The organism is Ruegeria sp. BHSB172 (genome assembly GCF_059613165.1).
Map to the genome: position 1 here is coordinate 188,644 of NZ_JBXWRZ010000001.1, position 24,336 is coordinate 212,979.

26 protein-coding genes and 1 tRNA gene are annotated in these 24,336 nt (G+C 60.9%); 17 read left to right on the plus strand and 10 right to left on the minus strand.

Going from position 1 to position 24,336, the window contains the following annotated elements; translation table 11 throughout:
• Together AC2FM3_RS00900 and AC2FM3_RS00905 are read left to right on the plus strand one after the other, a co-directional pair.
• The gene (locus AC2FM3_RS00900; RefSeq protein ID WP_490360396.1) at positions 1-288 is read left to right on the plus strand and encodes a DUF1330 domain-containing protein; all 288 of its coding nucleotides are present in this window, start codon (positions 1-3) and stop codon (positions 286-288) included.
• Between the two features lie 346 nt (positions 289-634).
• Entirely contained in the window at positions 635-1,261 is a 627-nt protein-coding gene (locus AC2FM3_RS00905; RefSeq protein WP_496678317.1) for a transglutaminase-like cysteine peptidase, read from the plus strand.
• Positions 1,262-1,344: 83 nt separating this feature from the next.
• Here AC2FM3_RS00905 and AC2FM3_RS00910 read toward each other — a convergent pair whose 3' ends face one another.
• The 5 genes from AC2FM3_RS00910 to AC2FM3_RS00930 form a co-directional block, all read right to left on the minus strand.
• A complete protein-coding gene (locus tag AC2FM3_RS00910) occupies positions 1,345-2,202 on the minus strand; it encodes a hypothetical protein (RefSeq protein ID WP_496678320.1) in 858 nt (285 codons plus the stop codon).
• A gap of 301 nt (positions 2,203-2,503) precedes the next feature.
• On the minus strand, positions 2,504-4,321 hold the full coding sequence (gene typA / locus AC2FM3_RS00915; protein WP_496678321.1) for a translational GTPase TypA: 1,818 nt from the start codon (positions 4,319-4,321) through the stop codon (positions 2,504-2,506).
• A gap of 74 nt (positions 4,322-4,395) precedes the next feature.
• Positions 4,396-4,731, minus strand: coding sequence for a DMT family transporter (locus tag AC2FM3_RS00920; protein WP_496678323.1), 336 nt, complete (start codon positions 4,729-4,731; stop codon positions 4,396-4,398).
• 349 nt (positions 4,732-5,080) lie between these two features.
• Positions 5,081-5,326: a hypothetical protein gene (locus tag AC2FM3_RS00925; RefSeq protein WP_490360389.1), complete on the minus strand. Its 246-nt coding sequence runs from the start codon at positions 5,324-5,326 to the stop codon at positions 5,081-5,083.
• Positions 5,326-5,979 carry an alpha/beta hydrolase gene (locus tag AC2FM3_RS00930; RefSeq protein WP_490360388.1) on the minus strand — a complete coding sequence of 218 codons (654 nt, stop codon included), beginning with the start codon at positions 5,977-5,979 and terminating at the stop codon, positions 5,326-5,328. Before AC2FM3_RS00930 ends, AC2FM3_RS00925 begins: the two co-directional genes overlap by 1 nt.
• Positions 5,980-6,158: 179 nt before the next feature.
• Here AC2FM3_RS00930 and iscR point away from each other — a divergent pair, with 179 nt between their 5' ends.
• From iscR to AC2FM3_RS00980, 10 genes are all read left to right on the plus strand, one after another.
• Positions 6,159-6,617: a Fe-S cluster assembly transcriptional regulator IscR gene (iscR, locus tag AC2FM3_RS00935; protein WP_496678326.1), complete on the plus strand. Its 459-nt coding sequence runs from the start codon at positions 6,159-6,161 to the stop codon at positions 6,615-6,617.
• A 51-nt stretch (positions 6,618-6,668) separates the two neighbouring features.
• A complete protein-coding gene (locus AC2FM3_RS00940; protein WP_496678327.1) occupies positions 6,669-7,712 on the plus strand; it encodes a cysteine desulfurase family protein in 1,044 nt (347 codons plus the stop codon).
• An 18-nt stretch (positions 7,713-7,730) separates the two neighbouring features.
• Positions 7,731-9,251 (plus strand): Fe-S cluster assembly protein SufB, encoded by a 1,521-nt coding sequence (gene sufB, locus AC2FM3_RS00945; protein ID WP_496678328.1) that lies wholly within the window; start codon positions 7,731-7,733, stop codon positions 9,249-9,251.
• Positions 9,251-9,448 (plus strand): hypothetical protein, encoded by a 198-nt coding sequence (locus tag AC2FM3_RS00950; RefSeq protein WP_496678330.1) that lies wholly within the window; start codon positions 9,251-9,253, stop codon positions 9,446-9,448. The genes sufB and AC2FM3_RS00950 overlap by 1 nt, the downstream gene beginning before the upstream one ends.
• Positions 9,449-9,496: 48 nt before the next feature.
• Complete coding sequence (sufC, locus tag AC2FM3_RS00955) at positions 9,497-10,252, plus strand: Fe-S cluster assembly ATPase SufC (protein WP_496678332.1); 756 nt, start codon at positions 9,497-9,499, stop codon at positions 10,250-10,252.
• Positions 10,252-11,532 (plus strand): Fe-S cluster assembly protein SufD, encoded by a 1,281-nt coding sequence (sufD, locus tag AC2FM3_RS00960; protein WP_496678333.1) that lies wholly within the window; start codon positions 10,252-10,254, stop codon positions 11,530-11,532. Before sufC ends, sufD begins: the two co-directional genes overlap by 1 nt.
• A complete protein-coding gene (locus AC2FM3_RS00965) occupies positions 11,532-12,017 on the plus strand; it encodes a YIP1 family protein (protein ID WP_496678335.1) in 486 nt (161 codons plus the stop codon). The genes sufD and AC2FM3_RS00965 overlap by 1 nt, the downstream gene beginning before the upstream one ends.
• The gene (locus tag AC2FM3_RS00970; RefSeq protein ID WP_496678336.1) at positions 12,014-12,580 is read left to right on the plus strand and encodes a Yip1 family protein; all 567 of its coding nucleotides are present in this window, start codon (positions 12,014-12,016) and stop codon (positions 12,578-12,580) included. Before AC2FM3_RS00965 ends, AC2FM3_RS00970 begins: the two co-directional genes overlap by 4 nt.
• Positions 12,581-12,592: 12 nt before the next feature.
• Positions 12,593-13,813, plus strand: a complete 1,221-nt coding sequence (locus tag AC2FM3_RS00975) for a cysteine desulfurase (protein WP_496678338.1) — start codon at positions 12,593-12,595, stop codon at positions 13,811-13,813.
• A gap of 77 nt (positions 13,814-13,890) precedes the next feature.
• Positions 13,891-13,967: transfer RNA gene (locus AC2FM3_RS00980), tRNA-Arg, on the plus strand.
• 140 nt (positions 13,968-14,107) lie between these two features.
• Here the strand turns inward: AC2FM3_RS00980 and mepK are convergent.
• Positions 14,108-14,677, minus strand: a complete 570-nt coding sequence (gene mepK, locus AC2FM3_RS00985; protein WP_496678339.1) for a peptidoglycan L,D-endopeptidase MepK — start codon at positions 14,675-14,677, stop codon at positions 14,108-14,110.
• A gap of 343 nt (positions 14,678-15,020) precedes the next feature.
• Between mepK and AC2FM3_RS00990 the strand changes: the two genes are divergently transcribed.
• The 4 genes from AC2FM3_RS00990 to AC2FM3_RS01005 are packed head-to-tail and all read left to right on the plus strand — an operon-like array spanning position 15,021 to position 19,265.
• Positions 15,021-16,631 (plus strand): L,D-transpeptidase family protein, encoded by a 1,611-nt coding sequence (locus tag AC2FM3_RS00990; protein ID WP_496678341.1) that lies wholly within the window; start codon positions 15,021-15,023, stop codon positions 16,629-16,631.
• Between the two features lie 34 nt (positions 16,632-16,665).
• Positions 16,666-17,757 carry a UDP-3-O-(3-hydroxymyristoyl)glucosamine N-acyltransferase gene (gene lpxD / locus AC2FM3_RS00995; protein WP_496678343.1) on the plus strand — a complete coding sequence of 364 codons (1,092 nt, stop codon included), beginning with the start codon at positions 16,666-16,668 and terminating at the stop codon, positions 17,755-17,757.
• Between the two features lie 32 nt (positions 17,758-17,789).
• The gene (locus AC2FM3_RS01000; protein ID WP_149774345.1) at positions 17,790-18,047 is read left to right on the plus strand and encodes an acyl carrier protein; all 258 of its coding nucleotides are present in this window, start codon (positions 17,790-17,792) and stop codon (positions 18,045-18,047) included.
• Between the two features lie 9 nt (positions 18,048-18,056).
• Positions 18,057-19,265, plus strand: a complete 1,209-nt coding sequence (locus tag AC2FM3_RS01005) for a beta-ketoacyl-[acyl-carrier-protein] synthase family protein (protein ID WP_496678345.1) — start codon at positions 18,057-18,059, stop codon at positions 19,263-19,265.
• Positions 19,266-19,310: 45 nt separating this feature from the next.
• Here the strand turns inward: AC2FM3_RS01005 and AC2FM3_RS01010 are convergent, their stop codons facing one another.
• Positions 19,311-19,904 (minus strand): invasion associated locus B family protein, encoded by a 594-nt coding sequence (locus AC2FM3_RS01010; protein WP_496678347.1) that lies wholly within the window; start codon positions 19,902-19,904, stop codon positions 19,311-19,313.
• Between the two features lie 430 nt (positions 19,905-20,334).
• On the opposite strand from AC2FM3_RS01010, the gene AC2FM3_RS01015 reads away from it, so the two are divergent.
• A complete protein-coding gene (locus AC2FM3_RS01015) occupies positions 20,335-21,882 on the plus strand; it encodes a helicase HerA-like domain-containing protein (RefSeq protein WP_496678349.1) in 1,548 nt (515 codons plus the stop codon).
• A 15-nt stretch (positions 21,883-21,897) separates the two neighbouring features.
• Here AC2FM3_RS01015 and AC2FM3_RS01020 read toward each other — a convergent pair whose 3' ends face one another.
• The 3 genes from AC2FM3_RS01020 to AC2FM3_RS01030 form a co-directional block, all read right to left on the minus strand.
• A complete protein-coding gene (locus AC2FM3_RS01020; RefSeq protein WP_149774341.1) occupies positions 21,898-22,152 on the minus strand; it encodes a hypothetical protein in 255 nt (84 codons plus the stop codon).
• Positions 22,153-22,313: 161 nt separating this feature from the next.
• Positions 22,314-23,627: a branched-chain amino acid ABC transporter permease gene (locus AC2FM3_RS01025; RefSeq protein ID WP_496678351.1), complete on the minus strand. Its 1,314-nt coding sequence runs from the start codon at positions 23,625-23,627 to the stop codon at positions 22,314-22,316.
• Positions 23,624-24,336, minus strand: a 713-nt coding sequence (locus AC2FM3_RS01030) for a branched-chain amino acid ABC transporter permease (RefSeq protein WP_496678353.1), incomplete at its 5' end; no start/stop codon positions are given. The genes AC2FM3_RS01025 and AC2FM3_RS01030, both read right to left, overlap by 4 nt.

The window sequence follows — 24,336 nt, forward strand, 5'->3', positions numbered from 1 at the left end:
ATGCCAGCACTCTGGATTGCTCATGTCACGGTGACCGATGCCGAAGCATATGGAAAATATGCCGAACTGGCAGGCCCTGCGATTGCCAAGCATGGCGGGCATTTCATCGCCCGGGCAGGGCGGTACGTTCAGCTTGAGGGCAAGGAACGGCCGCGCAATGTCGTGGCCAAGTTCCCGTCTGTTGAAGACGCGGTGGCCTGCTACAACTCGCCGGAATACCAGCAGGCGCTGGATCATGCGCGCGGGGCAAGTGAACGCGAGTTGATCGTGGTCGAAACGACCGAATGACCCGGTGGCCCGAGGCACGGGCCGCCCTTTTCAAACGTCCAGACAACGCAAACCTTGTGTCTTGCGACGCTAACTGACTTGGTTTGTGGGGCTGAGTAGGATTTTGCGCCACCCGCAAATGCCGGCGTTTCGCGCCTAGCGATAAACGGCCTGCCGGCCTCTTGATGCCCATTTCTGCCATCATCTTGATCCCAAATTGCCTGATTGACAGACGGATTTTCGCCGTTTTTCGACCCGAATTTGGCGGAAGGTTGCCGTGTTTGGGTATTTGCATGACACTTAGTTGATTGCAGACACCTAGATTTTCATCCGGTGACCAGTGTGCTGTCAGGATCCGGAGGTTGAGATGAAGAAGGCGACCCAATCTTCTGCACTGAAATTGCGATCCGGACCTGTAGTGGCGGCTGGTCGGTGTCGCGCATTGGGTATTTTGGCGGCTGTTGCCATGGCGGCGTTCAGTTCCGCAGCCTTGGCTGACAGCGCTTTCATTACCGGGGCGACCCCTGCTCAGCCGCCATCGGGCGCGTCTCAACTCTGCCAACGATACAGTTGGGCATGCTCGGAAGGATCCAGCCGAACGATTGATGGTCACCGAGAGTTATTGGTCGTGAAGCAGATCAATCGCCACGTGAACGCCTCGACCAGGGAGGTTTCTGACCAGTCACAATACCGGCTGCAGGAAAAATGGGCGCTGCCGACAAAGTTGGGTGGGGACTGCGAAGACTTCGTTCTGCTGAAAAAGAGAAACCTGATCGAAGCTGGCGTTGATCCCAAGCGGCTTCTTATCGCGACCGTACTGGACACGAGACGCCGGGGCCATGCGGTTTTGGTCTATCGGTCGCCGCGCGGCGATATGATTCTGGACAATCAAACCAACCAGATCAAGCCGTGGGCATCGACCAGGTACCTATTCCTGCGCATGCAAGATCCCAATCAACCCCATCGTTGGGTCGGGGTTTTTCGGCGCAGCTGAATTTGCGTCTGGCGCGAATCGATTGACGAAATGGTTGAATGCAGGGCCTCAAATTGAAGCCCTGCTTCCGAGTTCAAGCCCCGTCAGCTCTCGTCGTTATTAGCATTATGGCCTTGGCCTGGGCTGCTTCCCTCGGGCCCATTGCCACCACCATTGTTGCCCGTGCTTCCCTTGCGACCACCGCCGGACTTGTTTCCACTATTTTTTCCATTTCCACCCTTGTCGCCCTTTGTACCTTTTCCGCTTTTCTTGCCTTTTCCGTCGCGATCAGGCTTGTCGTCGTCGGCGTCCGGGGGCCCTGAACAGGTGCAACCTCCATCGTCACCGCCGGTATTGCCCCCATCGCCGCCGTCGGTATTGCCCCCATCGCCGCCGCCGGTATTGCTCCCACCGTCGCCGTCGGTATTGCCCCCACCGTCGCCGTCGGTATTGCCCCCATCGCCGCCGCCGGTATTGCCCCCACCGTCGCCGTCGGTATTGCCCCCATCGCCGCCGCCGGTATTACCCCCATCGCGGCCGTCGGTATTGCCCCCATCGCCGCCGTCGGTATTGCCCCCATCGTCACCGCCGGTGATGCCACCATTGCCAACGGTCGTGCTTGCCCCCTGCGCGCCAGAGCTGCCAGTTTCAGGTTCGGACGGTCCGTCGCCACTTTTCTGTTGTTGAAAGCCGATCGAGGCTGTCGGTATATCGGTTAAAAGCACGGCAAGTTGCGGACATTCGGCTCCTAGCCTCGTCAGAATTTGTTCAAAGTCCGCGCGGCGCTGGATGTATCTCAGCATACTTCTTGTGACTTGATCGCATTCACACAGTACTTGAGCGGACGCCCCTGATTGACGAGCTGTTTTCACGGTACACGCCGCGCTTGCCTCAGTTCCGGCCGAAATCCCGGACGTGAAAAAAAGTGAAAAAACAATGAAAACGCGGGAAAATACTACCATGACCAAGCTCCTCGGCACTGGTTACTCAAAAAACACGCCAACTGCGATGCCACGGCTTGGCAGAGCATACAGAATCGGCGCCACATTCACGCCACGATTACACCCCCGATGCGCCACAATCGCAAGGTTCAGGCCAGGGTGACGGGAGAGTATTCAGACCGTGTTCCCGAAAAAGTACAGTTGAAACAAATGGCCGTTGGAGAAAGCGTGTCTTTTTCGTTTTTCCCAACGAAATCAGAGCGGAAACAATGACGTCAAGCTGACGTCATTGCTTCCGAGTCAGGTCGGTTTGCCGTTCGGATCAGGCGGATTTGGCCATCCGCTTCCGCTCGTGCGGGTCGAGGAATCGTTTGCGAAGGCGGATCGCGTTCGGGGTCACTTCGACCAGTTCATCGTCATCGATATAAGCGATGGCCTCCTCCAGCGAGAACTGGACATGCGGGGTCAGGCGCACCGCGTCATCCGAGCCACTGGCGCGCACGTTCGTCAGCTTCTTGCCCTTGAGCGGGTTCACTTCGAGGTCGTTGTCCCGCGAATGCTCACCGATGATCATACCTTGATACACATCAGCCTGCGGGCCGATGAACATGCGGCCGCGCTCCTCGAGGTTCCACAGCGCATAGGCGACGGCTTGGCCATTCTCCATCGAGATCAGAACGCCGGCCCGGCGGCCGGGGATCGGGCCCTTGTGCGGCGCCCAGCCGTGGAACACGCGGTTCAAAACACCGGTGCCGCGGGTGTCGGTCAGAAACTCGCCGTGATAGCCGATCAGCCCACGCGACGGGACATGCGCGATGATGCGGGTCTTGCCGGCACCGGCGGGGCGCATCTCGACCAGTTCGCCCTTGCGCGCGCCGGTGATCTTTTCGATCACGGCGCCCGAATATTCGTCATCCACGTCGATGGTGACTTCCTCGATCGGCTCCAGCCGCTGGCCATTTTCCTCGCGGAACAGAACCTGTGGGCGCGATATGCTGAGTTCGAAGCCTTCACGGCGCATGTTCTCGATAAGAACGCCCATCTGCAATTCGCCACGGCCCGCGACCTCGAAGGCTTCGCCGCCCGGAGTGTCGGTAACGCGGATGGCCACGTTGGATTCGGCCTCTTTCATCAGGCGGTCGCGGATGACACGCGACTGGACCTTCTTGCCGTCACGCCCCGCCAGCGGCGAGTCGTTGATGCCGAAGGTGACGGTGATGGTGGGCGGATCGATCGGCTGGGCGGGCAGGGCCTCGTCAACCTGGGGCGCCACCAGCGAATCCGCCACGGTGGCCTTGCTCATGCCCGCGATGGTCACGATGTCGCCCGCTTCGGCCACGTCGATCGGTTGCTGGCTGAGACCGCGGAAGGCCAGGATCTTGGTGGCGCGGAAATTCTCGATCAGGGTGCCGTCGCGGCTGAGCGCTTTGAGCGCATCGCCCGCCTTGAGCGTGCCGCTTTCGACACGGCCCGTCAGGATGCGGCCGATGAACGGGTCGCTGCCCAAGGTCGTTGCCAGCATGCGGAAGGGTTCATCCTTGCGCGCGATCTGCTTGGGGGCGGGAACGTGATCGACGATCAGGTCGAACAGCGCCGACAGATCCTTGCGCGGTCCGTCCAGTTCCATGTCGGCCCAGCCCGACCGCCCCGAGGCGTACATGGCCGGGAAATCCAGTTGGTCATCGTCGGCGCCGAGGTTGGCGAACAGGTCAAAGCACTCGTCCAGCGCGCGGTCGGGCTCGGCATCGGGCTTGTCGACCTTGTTCAGCACCACGATCGGGCGCAGCCCCAGCGCCAGCGCCTTCGAGGTCACGAACTTGGTTTGGGGCATTGGTCCTTCGGCGGCATCGACCAGCAGCACGACGCCATCGACCATGCTGAGAATGCGTTCGACCTCCCCGCCGAAATCGGCGTGGCCGGGGGTGTCGACGATGTTGATGCGCGTGCCCTTCCATTCGACGCTGGTGGCCTTGGCTAGAATGGTGATGCCGCGTTCGCGTTCAAGATCATTGCTGTCCATGGCGCGTTCGGCCACGGCCTGGTTCTCTCGGAACGCGCCGGATTGTTTGAGAAGTTCGTCCACCAGGGTCGTTTTGCCGTGGTCCACGTGGGCGATGATTGCGATGTTGCGCAGGTCCATGAAGTCAGCCTTTGAACGGGAAGTTGCCGCGCGAATAACGCGGGACGCCGCAAGTTACCAGCCCTAACGCGAGATCAATGCACTGCCGTGTGCGAAAACAGATGAATGACGAGGATTCCGCCCAGAATCATCGCCAGCCCCAGCACCGCAGGCCAATCCAGCCGCTGTCCGAAAACGAGGAACCCGATCAGGGCGATTAACGTGATGCCCAGCCCGGACCAGATGGCATAAACGATGCCAACGGGCATCACCTTTAAGGTCAGAGCCATCAGGTAGAAGGCGACACCATAGCCGACCACGACCAGAACCGAGGGCCAAAACCGCGTGAATTGCTGGCTGGCCTGTAGGGCCGTGGTTCCGATGGTTTCAGCGACGACGGCCAGCAGAAGGATCAGATAGGCTTTGGGCATGAGGCGGCACCTTGTTTCGAAGTTTGCGAAGGTTGACCACAACCGGAACGGATCTGGCAAGGGCCGGGACGTGGGTTGACGCAGAGGTCAGGTAATCCAGACTATGACAAACGGTGAGTTGATGTATCGTAGTGATAGTTATTGGTGTTTTTGTTACGAGTTTTTCAGATGACGACTTTTGTCAAGTTCGTCCTTTGTGCTTCGGCACTCATTGCGGCGACTGGGTGGCTTGCTGACGGGGGGTCCGTCGAAACCGACGCAGCCTATTTGGCTGAGAGGTCAAGCAAAACTGAGATTTGATCGCGATGCGACCATGAAAAAGGAGCCCGAGGGCTCCTTTTTTTGCGGCTTATTTCTTTTCGATGGCCTTCAATTTGGCGCGATGTTCCGACAGCTTGCGGATGACGAACTGACGGGCCTTGCGCTCGGCCAGGCGCACGCGGATCTCGGTCAGGAAGGCCTCTTCCAGTGATTGCGAGGCCGCGCCCAGCACTTCGCCGACCTCGACATAGAAACGGTCGTGGCCTGTCTCGTCCATGACCTTCATGGTGTCCTCGGCCAGTTTGGCGGCCAAGGTGGTGATGGTATCCGACATCAGCGCGTGTTCTCGGTCAGGCGACGTTTCACATAGTCGGTGACGTTGGTGATCAACGTATCCATGTGTTCGCCCTGGAAGAAATGGTCGGCGCCTTCCACCTCGGTATGGGTGATGGTGATGCCTTTCTGCTCGTGCAGCTTGTTGACCAGCGCGGTGGTGTCCGCAGGCGGCGCCACACGATCAGCGGTGCCGTTGATAATCAGGCCCGACGAGGGACAGGGCGCGAGGAAAGAAAAATCATACATGTTGGCCGGCGGTGAGACGCTGATGAAGCCGGTGATCTCGGGCCGGCGCATCAGCAGTTGCATGCCGATCCAGGCCCCAAACGAAAAGCCTGCGACCCAGCAGTGTTTCGAATTGTTGTTCATCGACTGCAGATAGTCCAGCGCCGCCGCGGCATCGCTGAGCTCGCCCACGCCCTGATCATACTCGCCCTGGCTGCGGCCGACGCCCCGGAAATTGAAGCGCAGGACCGTGAAGCCCATGTTGTAAAACGCGTAATGCAGGTTGTAGACGACCTTGTTGTTCATGGTCCCGCCGAACTGGGGATGCGGGTGCAGCACGATGGCGATCGGTGCGTCTTTTTCCTTCTGCGGGTGGTAGCGGCCTTCCAGGCGGCCTTCAGGTCCGGGAAAAATCACCTCGGGCATGTGTGCGGTTGTCCTGTCTTTTTCTCGCGGGCGCCGCGATATACTTGACGGTTATCGTCAGGCACCTTAGAACGGTTCTAATTGAGTATCGCAGCGTGAACACGCTGTCCGACGGAGATACGCATTGACTGCGGCGACGTCAATGTTTTCACGCGGTTCACGCCGGAAGGATCGAGGAAATGAAGCTGTCCACCAAAGGTCGTTATGCGATGGTTGCGCTGGCCGACATCGCGCTTCAGCCCGCCGACACCCTGGTGACGCTGGGTGAGATTTCCGAGCGTCAGGACATCTCGCTTCCTTATCTGGAACAGTTGTTCGTCAAATTGCGCCGCGCCGATCTGGTCGCATCGGTGCGCGGGCCGGGCGGCGGCTATCGTCTGGCGCGGCCAGCATCTGAAATTCGAGTAGTCGAGATTCTGTCGGCCGTCGATGAGACCGTGGACGCCATGCACAAGGGCGCTGGGGCGTCTGGGGCGTCTTCCGGCAGCCGGGCGCAGTCGTTGACCAACCGCCTGTGGGAAAGCCTGAGCGCCCATGTCTACGTTTTTCTGCACCAGACCCGGCTGTCGGATGTCATCGAGAACGAACTGGCGCCTTGTCCGGCCGTGCCTAGCCTGTTTTCTGTTGTGGATGTTTGATCGGATGAGACAGGCGATGCAACCTGAACGCCTGCCGGAAAAGGTGACTCCATGAAACGTGTTTACCTGGATCACAATGCCACGACCCCGCTGCGCCCCGAGTCGCGCGACGCGATGATCGCGGCGATGGATGTCTGCGGGAACCCGTCCTCGGTCCATGCCGAGGGGCGTGCGGCCAAGGCGATCATCGAAAAGGCGCGTGCGCAGGTGGCGGCGGCGATTGGGGCTGATGGGGCCGATATCGTGTTCACATCTGGGTCGACCGAGGGGGCGGCGCTGGCCTTGGAAGGCCGCGACCTGCATGGCGCGGCGATCGAACATGATGCCGTAAGGGCCTGGATCGTCGAAGATTTGCCGGTGTCGAGTAAAGGCGCCGTCAACGTGGCCGACCCGGCCCGTTCCACCTTGCAACTCGCGAATTCCGAAACCGGTATCATTCAGGCCTTGCCCAAGGGTCTGGCCGTCACCGATGCAACGCAGGCGTTTGGGAAACTGCCCATCGCCTTCAACTGGCTGGATGTGCAGATGGCGTTGGTCTCGGCGCACAAACTGGGCGGACCAAAGGGCGTTGGTGCCGTGGTCATGAAACGCGGCACCGATTTGGAGGCCCGGATCAAGGGCGGTGGCCAGGAAATGGGGCGCCGGTCCGGGACGGAAAATGTCCTTGGAATCGCGGGGTTCGGCGCTGCGGCTGAAGCGGCGGCGCGGGATCTGGCAAACGGAGTTTGGGAAAAGGTTGCAGAACTTAGAAATATTCTAGAAAAGGCTCTTGAGGCTGGTTCTAAATCTACTATTTTTGTCGGGAAAGATCAGGATCGGTTGCCCAACACCCTGTGCTTTGCGACGCCCGGCTGGAAGGGCGAAACGCAGGTGATGCAGATGGATCTGTCGGGCTTTGCGATCAGCGCCGGGTCGGCCTGCTCCAGCGGCAAGGTGAGGGCTAGCGCGGTGCTGACCGCTATGGGGTATGACGAGGCCACGGCGGCCAGCGCGGTGCGCGTTTCGCTGGGCCCCGAGACGAGTGAAGAAGACGTGCTACGTTTCGCCGAAACGTGGCTGGAAAAAGAGAAAAAGCATCGCGCGCGGGCCGCGTGATCTGACGGAGGGTGGAACATGGCCGCTTTGGACCAGACCCAAGTAAAAGAAGGTGTCGATCAGGAAACCGTTGACGCGGTGCGCGAGGTCGGAACCTATAAATATGGGTGGGATACGGATATCGAGATGGAGTATGCGCCCAAGGGCGTGAACCCCGATATCGTCAAACTGATCTCGGAAAAGAACGAAGAGCCCGAGTGGATGACCGAATGGCGTCTGAAGGCCTTCGAGCGCTGGACCCAGATGGAAGAGCCCAAATGGGCCATGGTCCATTATCCTGAAATCGACTTCCAGGACCAGTATTACTATGCGCGGCCCAAGTCGATGGAGACCAAGCCCAAGTCGCTGGACGAGGTCGATCCCAAGCTGCTGGCTACTTACGAAAAGCTAGGTATCCCTCTGAAAGAGCAGATGATTCTGGCAGGCGTCGAAGGAGCCGAAGATGCCCCGGCCGAGGGCCGCAAGGTCGCCGTGGATGCGGTGTTCGACTCGGTTTCGGTTGGCACGACGTTCCAGGCCGAGCTAAAGAAGGCCGGCGTCATTTTCTGCTCGATCTCTGAGGCGATCAAAGAACACCCCGAACTGGTCAAAAAATACCTGGGCTCGGTGGTTCCGGTGTCGGACAATTTCTACGCCACGCTGAACTCGGCCGTGTTCTCGGATGGGTCGTTCGTCTATGTGCCGCCCGGCGTGCGCTGCCCGATGGAGCTGAGCACCTATTTCCGCATCAACGCCGAAAACACCGGCCAGTTCGAGCGGACGCTGATCATCGCCGACAAGGGCTCGTACGTGTCCTATCTGGAAGGCTGCACCGCGCCGCAGCGTGATACCGCGCAGCTGCACGCCGCGGTGGTCGAGATCATCGTAGAAGAAGACGCCGAGGTGAAATATTCGACGGTCCAGAACTGGTTCCCGGGCGATGAGAACGGCAAAGGTGGCATCTACAACTTCGTGACCAAGCGCGCCGATTGTCGGGGCGACCGGTCCAAGGTGATGTGGACCCAGGTCGAGACCGGCAGTGCCGTGACCTGGAAATACCCGTCCTGCATCCTGCGCGGCGATGACAGCCAGGGTGAATTCTACTCGATCGCCATTACCAACAATTATCAGCAGGCCGATACCGGCACCAAGATGATCCATCTGGGCAAGAACACCAAGTCGCGCATCGTGTCCAAGGGCATCAGCGCGGGCAAGGCCCAGAACACCTATCGCGGGCTGGTGTCGATGCACCCCAAGGCCAAGAACAGCCGGAACTATACGCAGTGCGACAGCCTGCTGATCGGCGATAAATGCGGGGCGCACACCGTTCCGTATATCGAGGTCAAGAACAACAGCAGCCGGGTCGAGCACGAGGCCACCACCTCGAAGGTCGATGAGGATCAGCTGTTCTATTGCCGTCAGCGCGGCATGGATGAGGAAGAGGCCGTGGCGCTGGTGGTCAACGGGTTCTGCAAGGACGTGCTGCAGGCGCTGCCGATGGAGTTTGCCATGGAGGCCCAGCAGCTTGTCGCGATCTCGCTGGAAGGCTCGGTCGGCTGATGGCCCGCTCGCTGCGCAACCGCAGGTGTGATGTCCTGACCGCAGCGTCTTATGCGCTGCCGGTTCTGGGCGGCTTGCTGGGCGCGACCTGTGTCAACGTCAACTACACCGATTTCATCAACCCGGTCTGGGCGATCGGCGGCGGGGCGGTCCTGGGATGGATCGCGGCGCGGTTGCTGCGCAGAGTGCCGGGATAGGAACAGATTGGGGCCGGTGCGTCCCTACGATACGCAAAAGGACAAAAAATGCTGGAAATCAAGAACCTGCACGTCAAGCTTGAGGAAGAGGAAAAACAGATCCTCAAGGGCGTGGATCTGACGGTCGAGGCCGGTAAGGTACATGCAATTATGGGGCCGAATGGCTCAGGCAAGTCGACGCTTAGCTATGTGCTGTCGGGCCGTGACGGGTACGAGGTGACCGAGGGTGCGGCCACGCTGGATGGCGCAGACCTGCTGGAGATGGAGCCGGAAGAGCGCGCCGCGGCGGGTCTGTTTCTGGCGTTCCAGTACCCGGTCGAGATCCCGGGCGTGGGCAACATGACCTTCCTGCGCACCGCCGTGAACGCCCAGCGCAAGGCGCGCGGCGAGGAAGAACTCTCTGCTGCGGATTTCCTCAAGTTGGTGCGCGAAAAGGCCAAGTCGCTGAAAATCGACGCCGACATGCTGAAGCGCCCCGTGAACGTTGGTTTCTCGGGTGGTGAGAAGAAGCGCAACGAAATCCTGCAGATGGCGATGCTGGAGCCCAAGATGTGCATCTTGGACGAGACCGACTCGGGCCTTGACGTGGATGCGATGAAGCTGGTGGCCGAGGGCGTGAACGCGCTGCGCGACGAAGGCCGCGGGTTCCTGGTGATCACGCACTATCAGCGCCTGCTGGACCACATCAAACCCGACGTGGTGCACATCATGGCCGATGGCCGGATCGTTAAGACCGGCGGGCCCGAGCTGGCGCTGGAAGTTGAAAACAACGGTTACGCCGACATTCTTGCCGAGGTGAACTGATGGCTTTGCCCGACGTGAAACAAACCGCGACCGAGGCGCGGCTGGCCACGCTGCGCATGCCCGAAGCCGGCTGCACCCGCGAGGCACGCGAGGCGGCCTTGGCCCGACTGCGTGCCATGGGTCTTCCCGGGCGGCGCGACGAGTATTGGAAATATACGCGTCCCGATACGCTGAACTCGCCCGAGGCCCCGGCGGCCGAGGTGTTCCACACCGACGAGCCGATGGTCTTTGACGGGTTCGACCGCCTGAAGATCGTCTTCGTCGATGGTGTGTTCAGCCCCGAGGACAGCGATGACCTGACGCTGGAAGGCGTGAGCATCGACCGGCTTGAGGATATATGCTGCAAGGACATCCATTGGGCCAAGCAGCTGTATGGCGTGCTCGAAGAGCGGGGCCAGACCCCGGTTCAGCGCCCGCTGGCGGCTCTGAACACCGCCTTTGCGCAGGACGGCGTGGCGATCCACGTGACCGGCAAGCCGTCCAAGCCTATCAGCCTGATCTATCGCCACGAATCCGAAAGCTCGGATGCGATCCTGCACCACGTGATCCGCGTGGAAAGCGGCGCCGAGGTGACAATCCTTGAGAATGGTCCTGCTGCCTCGCGGTTCAACAAGTGCATCGAGATCGACATTGCCGACGGCGGCACACTACACCATGTGCGGGCGCAGGGCAGGGATCATCAGCGCCGCGCCGCTACGCATATGTTCACCCGGCTGGGCAAGGAGTCCGTCTATAAATCTTTCACCCTGACCGTGAATGGCGTGCTGACGCGCAATGAACAGGTGGTTGAGCTGACTGGCGACGATGCGGTGGCTCATGTGGCCGGCGCCTGTGTGGGCGATGGCGACTTCCACCATGACGACACGGTGTTCATCACCCATGACGCGGTGCACTGCGAAAGCCGCCAGGTGTTCAAAAAGGTTCTGCGCAACGGCGCGACCGGCGTGTTCCAAGGCAAGATCCTCGTCAAGGAAGGCGCCCAGAAGACCGACGGCTACCAGATCAGCCAGTCTTTGCTGCTGGATGATGACAGTCAGTTTCTCGCCAAGCCCGAGCTTGAGATCTATGCCGACGACGTGGCCTGTTCGCACGGGTCGACCTCGGGCGCGATCGACGAGACCGCACTGTTCTACCTGCGCTCGCGCGGGGTTCCGGCCAAGGACGCAACGAATATGTTGACGCTGGCCTTTTTGGCCGAAGCCGTGGAAGAGATCGAAGACGAAGCGCTGGCCGAGGACATCGTCTCGCGGCTGGAAGGCTGGTTGGCGCGGCACAGCTGATGCCGGTGACCACCGATATCGTTGCCACCTATCGCGGCCCCGGCCGCGTGGTGCGCCGTCTTCTGGAGATGGGTCCGCGCGAAGACCGTGCGTTGGTCTTCGTCATGGCCTTCTGCGTGATCGGCTTTGTCGCCCAGTTGCCGGGGTTGGCGCGTCGGGCCCATCTTGAGGGGCTGGATCTGAACATGCTGATGGGCGGGGCCTTGCTGGGCTCGGTATTTATGCTGCCGCTAATGTTCTACGCTCTTGCGTGGGCATCCGGCGGAATCGCCCGGCTGCTGGGCGCGCCGATCACATCTTACAGGGCGCGGGTTGCGTTGTTCTGGGCGCTTCTGGCGTCGTCGCCACTGGTTCTGCTGAATGGCTTGATTGCCGGCTTCATCGGCCCCGGTCCGGTACTGACGGGGGCCGGCCTGCTTTGGGTTGCGGTTTTCGTGTGGTTCTGGTTTTCGGGTCTGGCACAGGCATCGAGGACTGCAACATGAACAGCGCCTTTCTGGGCAACCTCGCCATTCTGACCCTCGCCAATCCGGCCGAGGCCGCGCGTCGGCTGCTGGCGTCCATTCCTCCACGCGAAGTGCTGTGGATCGCACTGGCGCTGGTCGTGGTTCTGAACGCCTTGGCGCAGTCAGCATCGACGCTGGTCTTCCCGGCGCTGGATCCGTCGCTAAGCATGACTTTTGAACCGGTCGTGCAGTCGTTGGCGACTTCGGCCGGGGCATTGGCGCTGAGCATTTTCGCCTTCTTATTTGTCGGGCGGATGTTGGGCGGAACCGCCAGTCTGGATGGGATCATGGTTCTGATGATCTGGCTGCAATTTCTACAGATTTTGGGTCAGCTGATCATCTTCGTGGTGGTTCTGGTGATGCCCGCGATGTTTCTGATGCTGGTCCTCGCCATGAGCCTGTACAGCCTGTACATCAGCCTGCATTTCGTGAATCAGGCGCATCAGTTTCATTCGTTGGGCAAATCCTTCGTGGTGATTCTGATCTCGGGGCTGCTGGCTATTCCGTTCGTTCTGATGATGACCCCCAGCGGGCCGGTCTAGGGAATCTTGTCCATGTATGATGTCCAGAAAATCCGCGCTGATTTCCCGATTCTTTCGCGGCAGGTGAACGGGAAACCCCTGACCTATCTCGACAATGGGGCGTCGGCGCAGAAACCCCAGGTGGTGATCGATGCGGTCACCAACGCCTATGCGCACGAGTATTCGAACGTGCATCGCGGATTGCACTATCTGTCGAACCTGGCCACCGAGAAATACGAAGCCGTGCGCGGCACCGTCGCGCGGTTTCTTGGGGTGGCCGACGAGAACGAGATCGTGCTGAACTCGGGGACGACCGAGGGCATCAATCTGGTTGCCTATGGCTGGGCCATGCCGCGGATGCAGGCCGGCGACGAGATCGTTCTGAGCGTCATGGAGCATCATGCCAACATCGTACCCTGGCACTTCCTGCGCGAACGCCAGGGTGTCGTTCTGAAATGGGTGGATGTGGATGCCAACGGCGCGCTGGACCCGCAGGCCGTGATCGACGCCATCGGGCCCAGGACCAAACTGGTGGCAGTTACGCATTGCTCGAACGTTTTGGGCACGGTGGTCGACGTCAAGGCGATCACCGAAGGCGCCCATGCCAAAGGCGTGCCCGTGCTGGTCGACGGCAGCCAGGGCGCGGTGCACATGCCGGTGAACGTGCAGGACATCGGCTGCGATTTCTACGCCATCACCGGGCACAAACTGTATGGGCCTTCTGGATCCGGTGCCATTTTCATCAAGTCCGAGCGGATGGCGGAAATGCGCCCCTTCATTGGCGGCGGCGACATGATCAAGGAGGTCTCGAAGGAGGCAGTGATCTACAATGATCCGCCGATGAAGTTCGAAGCCGGAACGCCGGGTATCGTGCAGACCATCGGTTTGGGTGTCGCGCTGGACTACATGATGGATCTGGGCATGGAAAACATAGCCGCGCACGAGGCGGGCCTGCGTGACTATGCCATGCAGCGGCTGGGTGGGCTCAACTGGCTGCAGGTGCAGGGAACCGTGCCGGACAAGGCGGCGATCTTCAGCTTTACGCTGGATGGCGCAGGTCATGCGCATGACGTGTCGACAATTCTGGACAAGAAAGGCGTCGCCGTCCGCGCCGGCCACCATTGCGCCGGACCGTTGATGGATCACCTGGGCGTCACCGCAACCTGCCGCGCCAGCTTTGGCCTATATAACACAAAGGACGAGGTCGACACTCTGGTCGAGGCGCTGGAACTGGCGCATGATCTTTTCGCCTGATCCGGCCGGAAATTGCATTCCGGTCCGTGCAAAATCCGGTTGCACCCGGATCGGAACGAGGTTAGCTAACGGCCAACGCACCTGTAGCTCAGCTGGATAGAGCGCTGCCCTCCGAAGGCAGAGGCCAGAGGTTCGAATCCTCTCAGGTGCGCCACTTCCGAGAACCATGATAGCAAATCCGGAAACAGAACGGGTGCCCCTGTCGTCTCCTATGGCGATTGGGCGGGGGGGGCAAAACAAAAAGCCCCGGGCGCGGGGGCTCCGGGGTGGCAGGTGGAACACTGGGCTGTGGCTTCAGCCGCGCCAAGTGCGGACGTCACCACAATCCATGTGCACGAAATTCGAGCGGTAGTACTGACCAACACCGCCGGCACGGCAGGACATGGCCGCTTTGGCCATCTGCGACACAGAGCGCGATGCCAGTCGCAGATCCGCAGCTTGGCCTTTCATATGCAGTGAATTGCGCGCGACACCACGCGAGCGGCGGCGCAGCATCGCATTTGTCTGCGGCGACCGATAGCCCGAAAGAAGCATGTAAGGCTCATTTACGTCCAACAGGTTGTGTGCGGCGGCCATGATGTCGATGGTGCGCAGGTCGATGTTGGTAGACTGATCTGTGCGCCAATCGCGCATAAAATGATTGATCTCTTTTACGGCGTCTTTGATGTATTTCCCATCGACCCAATAGATCATGTCGATGCGTTCGCCGGTGCGCCCGGAATACATGCGGATGCGACGGATGTCACCGCCACCGCGGAGAAATCCTGCTGCATTCGCGTAGGTCGGTGCTGCGGTTACGGCCGTTGCCGCAAATGCGCCCAGAAGGGCACGCCGGGTGATTCCCGATGCACTGCTCTTGGTCATTTCGTGTTCGTCCCGTACTGTTCCTGCCTGCACACGATGTTACGCGCGCTTTCTTAATTTAATTCCATCCCAGATGCCGAAATGTATGCCACACCGGGATTCGGTGGCCAAGAAGTCTTTGGGTCGCATGTACGCCACGGGTAATTTTCGGCAAATTTTTGCGCACGTGATGCAAAATTCACCCGCTTGCGTGTTTCGATGCCTCAAAGATGCAAGCGCGCATCACGCCGAAGCCGATCCGCCCGATCCGGGCTTTGTGAATGGACAATCCGCCACCCGCTGACCAATACTTGGACGGCTCGGGAAATGGCTGCGCAAGTTGTTGATTGAATTGAGGTACGGAATGAATTTCATCCATGAGAAAACACGTCGGTTGCTGATGGTTGCCGGTCTCGTGCTTGCGGTTGGGCACACCCCGGCCACGGCACAGGACGCGGTACAGACCGCATTTCGGATGGCAGTTGCGGAAAGCACGCTTCGCCAGGACGAAATCGCCGCGTTTTATCGGTCTAATGGGTTTTCTTCGATCTGGGTCGGTGACGGGCCCGAGTATGTCGCGCGGCGTACGGCGCTTATCAAGGCCCTGTCCTCGGCGCATCTACACGGCCTGCCAACCGGAACCTATGACGTCGAAGGCCTGCTGGCGCGGATGGAAAACGCGCGGACGCCTCGCGAACTTGGTGCGGTCGAAGCGGCGCTCAGCCTCGCATTTGTCCGGTACGCACGCGACGTGCAATCGGGCGTTCTGCGCCCGTCCGAGATCGACGACGGCTTGGTGCGTCCCGTGGCCGTGCGACCGGCATCCGAGCACCTGTCGGCCATGCTGGCTGATGACGAAGGAGCTTACGTATCGCAACTTGCCCCGCGATCCAACCAATATCGCGCTCTTATGAAGCAGAAGCTGGCTCTGCAGAAGTTGATCCGCCATGGAGGTTGGGGGCCGACCGTACCCAACGGGAAATACGAACGCGGCGCAAGCGGGGCCGGGGTTTTGAAACTGCGTAACAGGCTGGTTTCGATGGGCTTCATGAAGCCGACGGCCAGCCCCGTCTACGATGACGCGATGGTTTCGGCAGTGCAGGCCTTTCAGCGCGCGCATGGGCTGGAACCCGACGGAGTCGCCGGGCAGGGCACGGTGGCCGAGATCAACAGGTCCCCCGCCGACCGCCTGAAATCGGTCATCGTCGCGCTCGAGCGCGAGCGTTGGCTGCCGGCTGATCGCGGTGAGCGGCATATTCTGGTCAACCAGGCGGATTTCTCGGCCAAGATCGTTGACGAAGGGCGCGTCACCTTTGAAACCCGCGCCGTAATCGGCAAAAACACCCATGATCGCCGCAGTCCCGAGTTTTCGGATCAGATGGAACACATGGTGATTAATCCCAGCTGGCACGTGCCACGGTCGATCATCACCAAGGAGTATCTGCCGAAACTGCGGGCCAACCCCAATGCCGTACGCCATCTGGAAATCACCGACCGGCGGGGGCGACAGGTGGACCGCGGGGCCGTAGATTTCAACCAGTTCTCGGCCAGAAGCTTTCCCTTTGCCATGCGCCAGCCGCCGGGGCAAAGCAACGCCCTTGGATTGGTCAAGTTCATGTTCCCGAACAAATACAACATCTACCTGCATGACACGCCGCAAAAAAGCCTGTTCGCGCGCGAGGTCCGGGCCTTTTCCCACGGATGCATCCGTCTGGCTCAACCGTTCGAGTTCGCCTATACGCTGCTGGCGCGGCAGGAAGAGGACCCCAAGGCGTTTTTCCACCGGATCCTGAATACCGGCAAGGAAACAAAGGTGGATCTGGACCAGCCCGTTCCGGTGCATCTGATCTACCGCACTGCTTATATCGCGCCGAAGGGCGATGTGCAGTATCGTCGCGACGTCTATGGCCGGGATGCCAAGATCTGGGACGCGCTGCAAAAAGCGGGGGTGGTCCTGCCCGACGTTCAGGGGTAATCACGGGGCAGATCCTGTCACGAGGAAGCCCGCGATGCAGTTTACCTTGCAGCAAATCGCCAACGCCCTGGGGGCGCCGGCCGAAGGAAACACCAGCCTGACGATCCTGCGGGCGGCCGAACCGGCCGACGCCGGTCCTACCGATCTGGCCATGGCGATGGCACCGAAATATGCCGAGGCTCTGGCAAAGGGTGCGGCGCGTTGTGCCGTGGTCTGGGAAGGCGCCGACTGGAAGGCCATGGGCCTTGAGGGCGCAATCTTCGTGACCCGCCCGCGCATGGCGATGGCGGGCATCACCACGATGCTGGACCGGGGGCAGGGTGTCGAGCCCGGCGTGCATCCCTCGGCCGTCGTGGACCCGACCGCCGAGCTCGGCGAGGACGTCTCGATCGGCCCGCTGTGCGTCATCGGCCCGCGCGCGCGGATCGGCGCGGGCTCCGTGATCGGTGCGCAATGCCATGTGGGTATGGATGCGGTTCTGGGCGAAAACTGCCTGCTGCGCGAGATGGTCAGCATCGGCGCGCGCGCGGTGATCGGAGACCGCTTCATCGCCCAACCCGGCGCCCGGATCGGCGGCGACGGGTTCAGTTTCGTCACGCCCGAGGTCTCGGGCGTTGAAAACGTGCGTAAGACGATGGGAGATGCCGGCGACGCCAAGGCCCAAAGCTGGCTGCGTATCCATTCGTTGGGCGCGGTCGAGATCGGCGACGATGTCGAGGTCGGCGCCAACTGCACCGTCGACAACGGCACAATCCGCAACACCGTGATCGGAAGCGGGTCGAAACTCGACAACCTCGTGCATGTGGGCCACAACACCCGGGTCGGGCGCGACTGCCTGCTGTGCGGCCAGACCGGCGTGTCCGGCTCGGTCGAGATCGGCAACAACGTGGTTCTGGGCGGGCAGACAGGCGTCGTCGACAATATCTTCATCGGAGACGGGGTGATCGCGGGCGGCGGAACCAAGATCCTGTCGAACGTGCCGGCCGGGCGTGTGATCATGGGCTATCCGGGCGTGAAAATGTCCACCCATACCGAGATCTACAAGGCACAGCGCCGCCTGCCGCGCATCGCGCGTGACGTTGAGGCGTTGAAAAAGGCGGTTTTCAAACAGCCGCCGAGCGACTAAATCAACGCCAACGCGACAATCAGGGGAATGACATGAGCATCAGCGACCGCGTCATCGCAATCATTGCCGAGCAGGCCGTGCTGGAGCCATCGGACGTGACGCCCGAAAGTACGCTCGAGGATCTGGGGATCGACAGTCTGGGCCTGGTTGAAAGCATCTTCGCGATCGAGGAAGAGTTCGACATTTCCATCCCGTTCAACGCCAATGAACCCGAGGCCAGCGATTTCGACATCTCGAACGTGGCGGCGATCATTGCTGGCATCGAAAAGCTCGTGGCGGAAAAGGTCTGACACGAGGCCATGAAACGGGTTGTCATCACCGGCGCGGGCACGATCAACGCGTTGGGCCATTCGGTGCCCGACACGTTCGAGGCCATGCGCGAAGGTCGCTGCGGGATTTCCGAGCTTGAATTTCGCGATGTCGAACGCCTGGCGATCAAGATCGGCGGGCAGGTGCGCGGGTTCGAGGCCGAGGGCCGTTTCAACCGGCAACAGATGTCGCTGTACGATCGTTTTACCCAGTTCACCTTGACCGCCGCGAAGGAGGCGATCGATCAGGCGGGCCTCACGTTTCATGGCGACCTGGCGGCGCGGTCGGGCGTTGTGCTGGGAACGGCCGGAGGCGGCGTCTCGACCTGGGATGACAACTATCGCTCGGTCTACGAGGACGGCAAAAACCGGGTGCATCCCTTCGTGGTGCCCAAGCTGATGAACAACGCGGCCGCAAGCCATGTTTCGATGGAACATAACCTGAAGGGCCCCAGCTTTACCGTTTCCACAGCCTGTGCGTCGTCGAACCACGCGATGGCACTGGCCTTCCAGATGGTGCGCAGCGGCGCGGCGCCGGTGATGATTACCGGCGGCTCGGAATCCATGTTGTGTTTTGGCGGCGTCAAGGCCTGGGAAGGGCTGCGGGTGATGTCCAAGGACGCCTGCCGCCCGTTCAGCGCCAACCGCAACGGCATGGTTCAGGGCGAAGGTGCCGGAGTTTTCGTGTTCGAGGAATACGAACACGCTCGCGCCCGTGGCGCCGAAATCCTGTGCGAGGTCGCGGGTTTTGCCATGACGTCGGATGCCTCGGACATCGTGATGCCTAGCAAGCAGGGCGCCGCGCGCGCCATGGCGGGTGCCTTGAAGGATGCCGGGCTGAACGCCAGCGATGTCGGTTACATCAACGCCCACGGCACCGGAACCGCCGCCAATGACAAGACCGAATGCGCCGCAGTGGCAGATGTGTTCGGCCCGCATGCAGATGAGCTTATGATCTCGTCGACCAAATCCATGCACGGGCACCTGATCGGCGGCACCGGGGCGGTGGAGCTTCTGGCCTGCATCATGGCGCTGCGAGATGGCATCATCGCGCCTACGATCGGCTATGAAGAACCCGACCCCGAATGTGCCCTGGACGTGGTGCCGAACGAGGCGCGCGAGGCCAATGTCGATGTCGTTCTGAGCAACGCCTTTGCCTTCGGCGGGCTGAACGCGGTGCTGGCCCTCAAACGGATATGAAAAAGCCGCCCCAAAGGCGGCTTTGCCGATCCAAGCGTGTCCGGATCAGTTCTGGTTGATCGGCAGGCCGTCGAAGCCCGAGGTGAAACCCGACAGCGACATGTCCATGTTGATGATCTGATCCGGCGCGCGGGCCGGAACCAGTGACAAAACGGCCTTCGACCCGGCCTTCATCGCGTCGATGTCGCCTTGCGTCAGCCCCAGCTGCGCCACGCAGCCGACCGGAACGCAGTGGTGATAATTATACAGTTTGCGCGGCGCGCCATCGACCGAAATCGCCAATTGCGCCTGCAGAAGGGTTTCCAGAGGAACGATGACATTCGCCCAGGCGACTGCGGCACCGCCTTCGGGCAGCTTGCCGATGGTGATCTCGGCAATCGGTTCGCCCTGAGGGCCGTTCAGGATCTGGACCATGGCACAGGGGTCATTGCCTTCCTGCGTCTTGATGCAGGACACCTCCCAATCGCCGGACTTTTCCCTGATGTACTGTTCGCCCACCCGCGGACCGGTTTCGCCCAAATCCAGGTCCGAGCCGGTGGGGGCCGGGGTTTCCGACCCGCTCGATGCTTCCTGTGCCAGCGCCGAACCGGTCAGGGCGACACCCGCCAACAGGGTCAGTGGAAGAAGTTTCTTGATCATGTCTGCCTCATGGTGCTCAAACAGCGTTTGCCTTCGTCTAGCATCCAACACGGGCGGTGTCAGGCGGAAAACTCGCCCAGCGGCGCACGCCAAACGGATTTCCGCCGATTGGTACAGGTATGGTCATCAAAGGAAAAGGGAGCCGTTCGTCCGGCTCCCTTCGATCGATGTATCTCCCCGTCGGACTGGCCGACTTAGTTATGCGGGAACGTTACGAGAGGCAGCCTCAGCGGTCAACTGCTATCGTAGATTTTTAATGTGGTATCAGACAGAAAACTCCACCGGACAAAAAAAGGCTGTGCCCGAAGGCACAGCCAGTCGACAGGGAGGAAGTTTGCATCCCATCCGGGATGCCAAATCAACTATGGCAGTCAAAGGTTAAGTTAGTATGGTGGCCTCAGATCGGTAGGTTTCAGGGGTTTGGAAACGTATGACGGACGAAATTTTCATCGGCGGTGGCGGCAAGGACTATACGCAGACGCAAGGCCTGCGCCTGAAATATGCCAACCGGCACGGCTTGATCGCGGGTGCGACGGGGACGGGCAAGACCGTGACCCTTCAGATCCTGGCGGAAGGCTTTTCCAAGGCCGGGGTCCCGGTGTTCTTGTCCGACGTCAAGGGCGATCTGTCTGGCCTAGCCAAGGCTGGAAGCCCCGATCACAAGCTGCATCAGGCCTTCATGGATCGCGCGGCGCGGATCGGGTTCTCGGACTATGCCTATGAGCGCTGTCCTGTGACGTTCTGGGACCTGTTCGGCGAACAGGGCCATCCGGTGCGCACCACCGTTTCCGAGATGGGGCCGCTTCTGCTGTCGCGCCTGATGGAACTGAGCGAGGCGCAGGAGGGCATCCTGAACATCGCCTTTCGCGTCGCCGACGAAGAGGGGATGCCCCTGCTTGACCTGAAAGACCTGCAGGCTCTGCTGGTCTGGATCGGGGAAAACCGCGCGCAGCTGTCTTTGCAGTACGGCAACGTGTCTACCGCCTCGATCGGCGCCATCCAGCGCCGGTTGTTGGTGCTGGAGAACCAGGGCGGCACGAACCTGTTCGGCGAGCCGGCGCTGGAACTGGCCGATTTGATGCGGACCGATGCGACCGGGCAGGGCATGGTCAACATCCTGGCCTCGGACAAGCTGATGGGGTCGCCACGCCTGTATGCGACCTTTCTGCTGTGGCTGCTGAGCGAACTGTTCGAAGAACTGCCCGAGGTCGGCGACCCCGAGAAACCCAAGCTGGTCTTCTTCTTTGACGAGGCGCATCTGCTGTTCGACGACGCGCCCAAAGTGTTGATCGACAAGGTCGAGCAGGTTGCGCGCCTGATCCGGTCCAAGGGCGTGGGGGTGTATTTCATCACCCAGAACCCCGCCGACATCCCCGAGGACATTCTGGGCCAGTTGGGCAACCGGGTTCAGCATGCTCTGCGCGCCTTCACCGCGCGCGATCGCAAGAACCTGCGGCTGGCCGCGGAAACCTACCGCGAGAACCCGGAGTTCGATACGGAAACCGCGATCCGCGAAGTGGGTGTGGGCGAGGCGCTGACCTCGATGCTCGAGAAGAAGGGCGTACCCGGCATGGTGCAGCGGACCCTGATCCGCCCGCCCGGTTCGCAGCTGGGGCCGATCACCCCGGCCGAGCGCCAGGCGGTCATGGCGGACTCGCCCATGGCCGGAAAATACGACACGTTGCTGGATCGAAAATCAGCGTTCGAGATCCTGAAAGCGCGCGCCGCGCAGGCCGCGAAGGAGGCCGAGGCCGCCGAAGACGAAGAAGAGGTGGAACCTCAGAGCCCGGCCGAGCGCGAGTATGCCTCGGCCCGGCGGTACAGCGGCAGCCGTGTCGGGCGATCATCCGCGCGAAGGGGTCGAAAACAGGACAGTTTCGCCAGTGCCTTGGGTGAGGCCGTTATCAAGGAGCTGAAGGGAACCACAGGCCGCCGCATCGTGCGCGGCATTCTGGGCGGCCTGTTCCGAAACCGTTGAATCCAGGTGGTGATGTCAGCGCCCCAGACGGCGCTGGCCTTCCTGCTGGCAATAGGCATCCGCCTCGGGGACGCTCATCTTGGTTGCCGGAAAGTCAATCGCACGATCCCAGTCGACCCGGTCCTGCCTGTACAGCTGACAGGTGACGACGCCCTTGGGTGTCTGAACCTTGACTGGGGTTGTTTCGAGGTCGCGGGGCGATGGAATGCATCCGGCCAGAACGGCCAGCCCGGCCAACAGCACGGTTGATTTGACGGTCGTGGAAGTCATGGTGTTCCAATACTCTAGAGGTCTGGGTTGGTATCCGCTGGTGGTGCGGGCGGCGGCTGAACGATCGGACGCGCCTGATTTTCCTATTCATTTCCAAGCCCGGAATCAACAAGCCGCGCCAGAAGGCCGGCGCGGCTTGTGCAATTTGCAGGCGCTGGCGCCTATTTCTCGGGGATCAGGCCCCTTGGACTGAATCTGAGAACAATAAGCAGGATCAGGCCCATCGTGAACAGGCGCATATGGGCCGCACTGTCCAGAAGATGCGTCTTGAGCGCGCTGCCGTCCGGCATACCGGCGGTTATCAGATCCATCAACCACAAACCGATCGGTTCGACCTGCACCCACAGGAACCAGATCAGAAACGCCCCAAGGACCGAGCCGAAATTGTTGCCCGATCCACCGACGATCACCATCACCCAGACGAGGAACGTGAACCGCAGCGGCTGATAGGCGCTGGGGGTCAACTGCCCGTCCAACGTGGTCATCATCGCCCCGGCAATGCCGCAGATGGCCGAGCCCAGCACGAAAATCTGCAGATGGCGGCGGGTGACATCCTTGCCCATGGCCTCGGCCGCCACCTCGTTGTCGCGGATGGCCCGCATCATGCGGCCCCACGGGCTTTTGAGCGCCATCTGAGCCATCCACAGCAGGACCAGCAGCACGACGAGGAACAGGAAGGCATAGCCGGTCTTGACCCACAGCGTCGATGCGGTGACCGGGTCCAGGCCCAGACCCGCGGCACGTTCGACAAAGGACGGATCGCTTTGCAGGTCGATCTCATAGCCCACGAACGGGGTGGGGCGCGGGATGCCATAAACGTTCTTGACGCCGCGCGCCAGCCAGTCCTCGTTCTTCATAATGGCAATGATGATTTCAGCGATGCCCAGCGTGGCAATGGCCAGGTAATCCGACCGCAGCCCAAGGGCCGTCTTGCCGATCAGCCATGCGGCTCCGGCGGCCAGAAGGCCACCGGCGGGCCAGGCCAGAAGCACCGGAAGGTTCAAACCGCCGATATTGCCGGCCACTGCGGGGTCGATCGCCTCGACGGCTGCGACGCTGGGGTCGAACACGGCGCGATACACGAAGAACCCGACGACGAGGATCGCAATGATCGCAAGCGTTTGAGTGCGTCCCTTGGGCAGTTTTCTGGCCGCCATGACCGCCGCAACCACGGTGGCCGCCCCCAGCAGAAGCGCAAGCACGATCCCGTACCCGCCGGCGGACCAGGCTCCTGGCGTCGGCGGGGTCGAGACCAGAACCACCGCCAGCCCGCCCAAAGCGACAAAGCCCATGACGCCGACGTTGAACAGGCCGGCAAAGCCCCATTGCAGGTTCACCCCAATCGCCATGATCGCAGAAATCAGGCCCATGTTCACGATCAGGATCGCCGTATTCCAGCTTTGCATGAAGCCGGTCAGCAGGATCAGCCCGCCGACCAGTGCAAACAGCAGGGTGTTCTTGACCGTTTCGCTCATACCGCTTTCCCCTTGAACAGGCCCGTGGGCTTGAACAGCAGCACGATCAGCAGAATGACGAAGCTGACCGCGAATTTGTAATCAGTTGACAAGAGCTGCACCAAACCCGACGGCTCAAGGTTTTCGGGCAGAAGATAGGTCAGGACCTTTTTCCAGGCATAGGTGATGGTCACCTCGGAAAAGGCGATGATGAATCCACCGGCGATGGCGCCGATCGGATTTCCCAGCCCGCCGACGATGGCCGAGGCAAAGATCGGCAGCAGCAGTTGGAAATAGACGAACGGCTTGAAGCTTTTGTCCAGCCCGTACAACACGCCCGCCGTGGTTGCCAGCGCGGCGACGATGATCCAGGTGATCATCACCACGCGTTCGGGGTTGATGCCGGACAGCAGGGCCAGATCCTCGTTGTCGGAATAGGCGCGCATCGACTTGCCCGTGCGGGTCTTGTTCAGGAACCAGAACAGCAGTGCCACGGCCACAACGGCCACGATTACGGTAAGGCCTTGCGAGGTTTTGATAGCAAGCCCCTCGTTCAATCCGGTCAGAGCCTTGAAATCCCGCGCGGAGATAAGGAATCGCGCGCCATCGGAAAACCGCTGGTCATCGGGGCCGATGATGAACCGCACCAAGCCGTTCATGATGAACATGACGCCCATGGATACGATCACCAGAATGACGGGTTTGGCCTTTTGATCGCGATAGAAGCGAT

What these genes read in the sequence shown, in the direction of transcription:
- AC2FM3_RS00900 (WP_490360396.1), top strand. Translation starts at nt 1, where the DNA reads ATGCCAGCACTCTGGATTGCTCATGTCACGGTGACCGATGCCGAAGCA.
- AC2FM3_RS00905 (WP_496678317.1), top strand. Translation starts at nt 635, where the DNA reads ATGAAGAAGGCGACCCAATCTTCTGCACTGAAATTGCGATCCGGACCT.
- AC2FM3_RS00910 (WP_496678320.1), bottom strand. Translation starts at nt 2,202, where the DNA reads ATGGTAGTATTTTCCCGCGTTTTCATTGTTTTTTCACTTTTTTTCACG.
- typA (WP_496678321.1), bottom strand. Translation starts at nt 4,321, where the DNA reads ATGGACCTGCGCAACATCGCAATCATCGCCCACGTGGACCACGGCAAA.
- AC2FM3_RS00920 (WP_496678323.1), bottom strand. Translation starts at nt 4,731, where the DNA reads ATGCCCAAAGCCTATCTGATCCTTCTGCTGGCCGTCGTCGCTGAAACC.
- AC2FM3_RS00925 (WP_490360389.1), bottom strand. Translation starts at nt 5,326, where the DNA reads ATGTCGGATACCATCACCACCTTGGCCGCCAAACTGGCCGAGGACACC.
- AC2FM3_RS00930 (WP_490360388.1), bottom strand. Translation starts at nt 5,979, where the DNA reads ATGCCCGAGGTGATTTTTCCCGGACCTGAAGGCCGCCTGGAAGGCCGC.
- iscR (WP_496678326.1), top strand. Translation starts at nt 6,159, where the DNA reads ATGAAGCTGTCCACCAAAGGTCGTTATGCGATGGTTGCGCTGGCCGAC.
- AC2FM3_RS00940 (WP_496678327.1), top strand. Translation starts at nt 6,669, where the DNA reads ATGAAACGTGTTTACCTGGATCACAATGCCACGACCCCGCTGCGCCCC.
- sufB (WP_496678328.1), top strand. Translation starts at nt 7,731, where the DNA reads ATGGCCGCTTTGGACCAGACCCAAGTAAAAGAAGGTGTCGATCAGGAA.
- AC2FM3_RS00950 (WP_496678330.1), top strand. Translation starts at nt 9,251, where the DNA reads ATGGCCCGCTCGCTGCGCAACCGCAGGTGTGATGTCCTGACCGCAGCG.
- sufC (WP_496678332.1), top strand. Translation starts at nt 9,497, where the DNA reads ATGCTGGAAATCAAGAACCTGCACGTCAAGCTTGAGGAAGAGGAAAAA.
- sufD (WP_496678333.1), top strand. Translation starts at nt 10,252, where the DNA reads ATGGCTTTGCCCGACGTGAAACAAACCGCGACCGAGGCGCGGCTGGCC.
- AC2FM3_RS00965 (WP_496678335.1), top strand. Translation starts at nt 11,532, where the DNA reads ATGCCGGTGACCACCGATATCGTTGCCACCTATCGCGGCCCCGGCCGC.
- AC2FM3_RS00970 (WP_496678336.1), top strand. Translation starts at nt 12,014, where the DNA reads ATGAACAGCGCCTTTCTGGGCAACCTCGCCATTCTGACCCTCGCCAAT.
- AC2FM3_RS00975 (WP_496678338.1), top strand. Translation starts at nt 12,593, where the DNA reads ATGTATGATGTCCAGAAAATCCGCGCTGATTTCCCGATTCTTTCGCGG.
- mepK (WP_496678339.1), bottom strand. Translation starts at nt 14,677, where the DNA reads ATGACCAAGAGCAGTGCATCGGGAATCACCCGGCGTGCCCTTCTGGGC.
- AC2FM3_RS00990 (WP_496678341.1), top strand. Translation starts at nt 15,021, where the DNA reads ATGAATTTCATCCATGAGAAAACACGTCGGTTGCTGATGGTTGCCGGT.
- lpxD (WP_496678343.1), top strand. Translation starts at nt 16,666, where the DNA reads ATGCAGTTTACCTTGCAGCAAATCGCCAACGCCCTGGGGGCGCCGGCC.
- AC2FM3_RS01000 (WP_149774345.1), top strand. Translation starts at nt 17,790, where the DNA reads ATGAGCATCAGCGACCGCGTCATCGCAATCATTGCCGAGCAGGCCGTG.
- AC2FM3_RS01005 (WP_496678345.1), top strand. Translation starts at nt 18,057, where the DNA reads ATGAAACGGGTTGTCATCACCGGCGCGGGCACGATCAACGCGTTGGGC.
- AC2FM3_RS01010 (WP_496678347.1), bottom strand. Translation starts at nt 19,904, where the DNA reads ATGATCAAGAAACTTCTTCCACTGACCCTGTTGGCGGGTGTCGCCCTG.
- AC2FM3_RS01015 (WP_496678349.1), top strand. Translation starts at nt 20,335, where the DNA reads ATGACGGACGAAATTTTCATCGGCGGTGGCGGCAAGGACTATACGCAG.
- AC2FM3_RS01020 (WP_149774341.1), bottom strand. Translation starts at nt 22,152, where the DNA reads ATGACTTCCACGACCGTCAAATCAACCGTGCTGTTGGCCGGGCTGGCC.
- AC2FM3_RS01025 (WP_496678351.1), bottom strand. Translation starts at nt 23,627, where the DNA reads ATGAGCGAAACGGTCAAGAACACCCTGCTGTTTGCACTGGTCGGCGGG.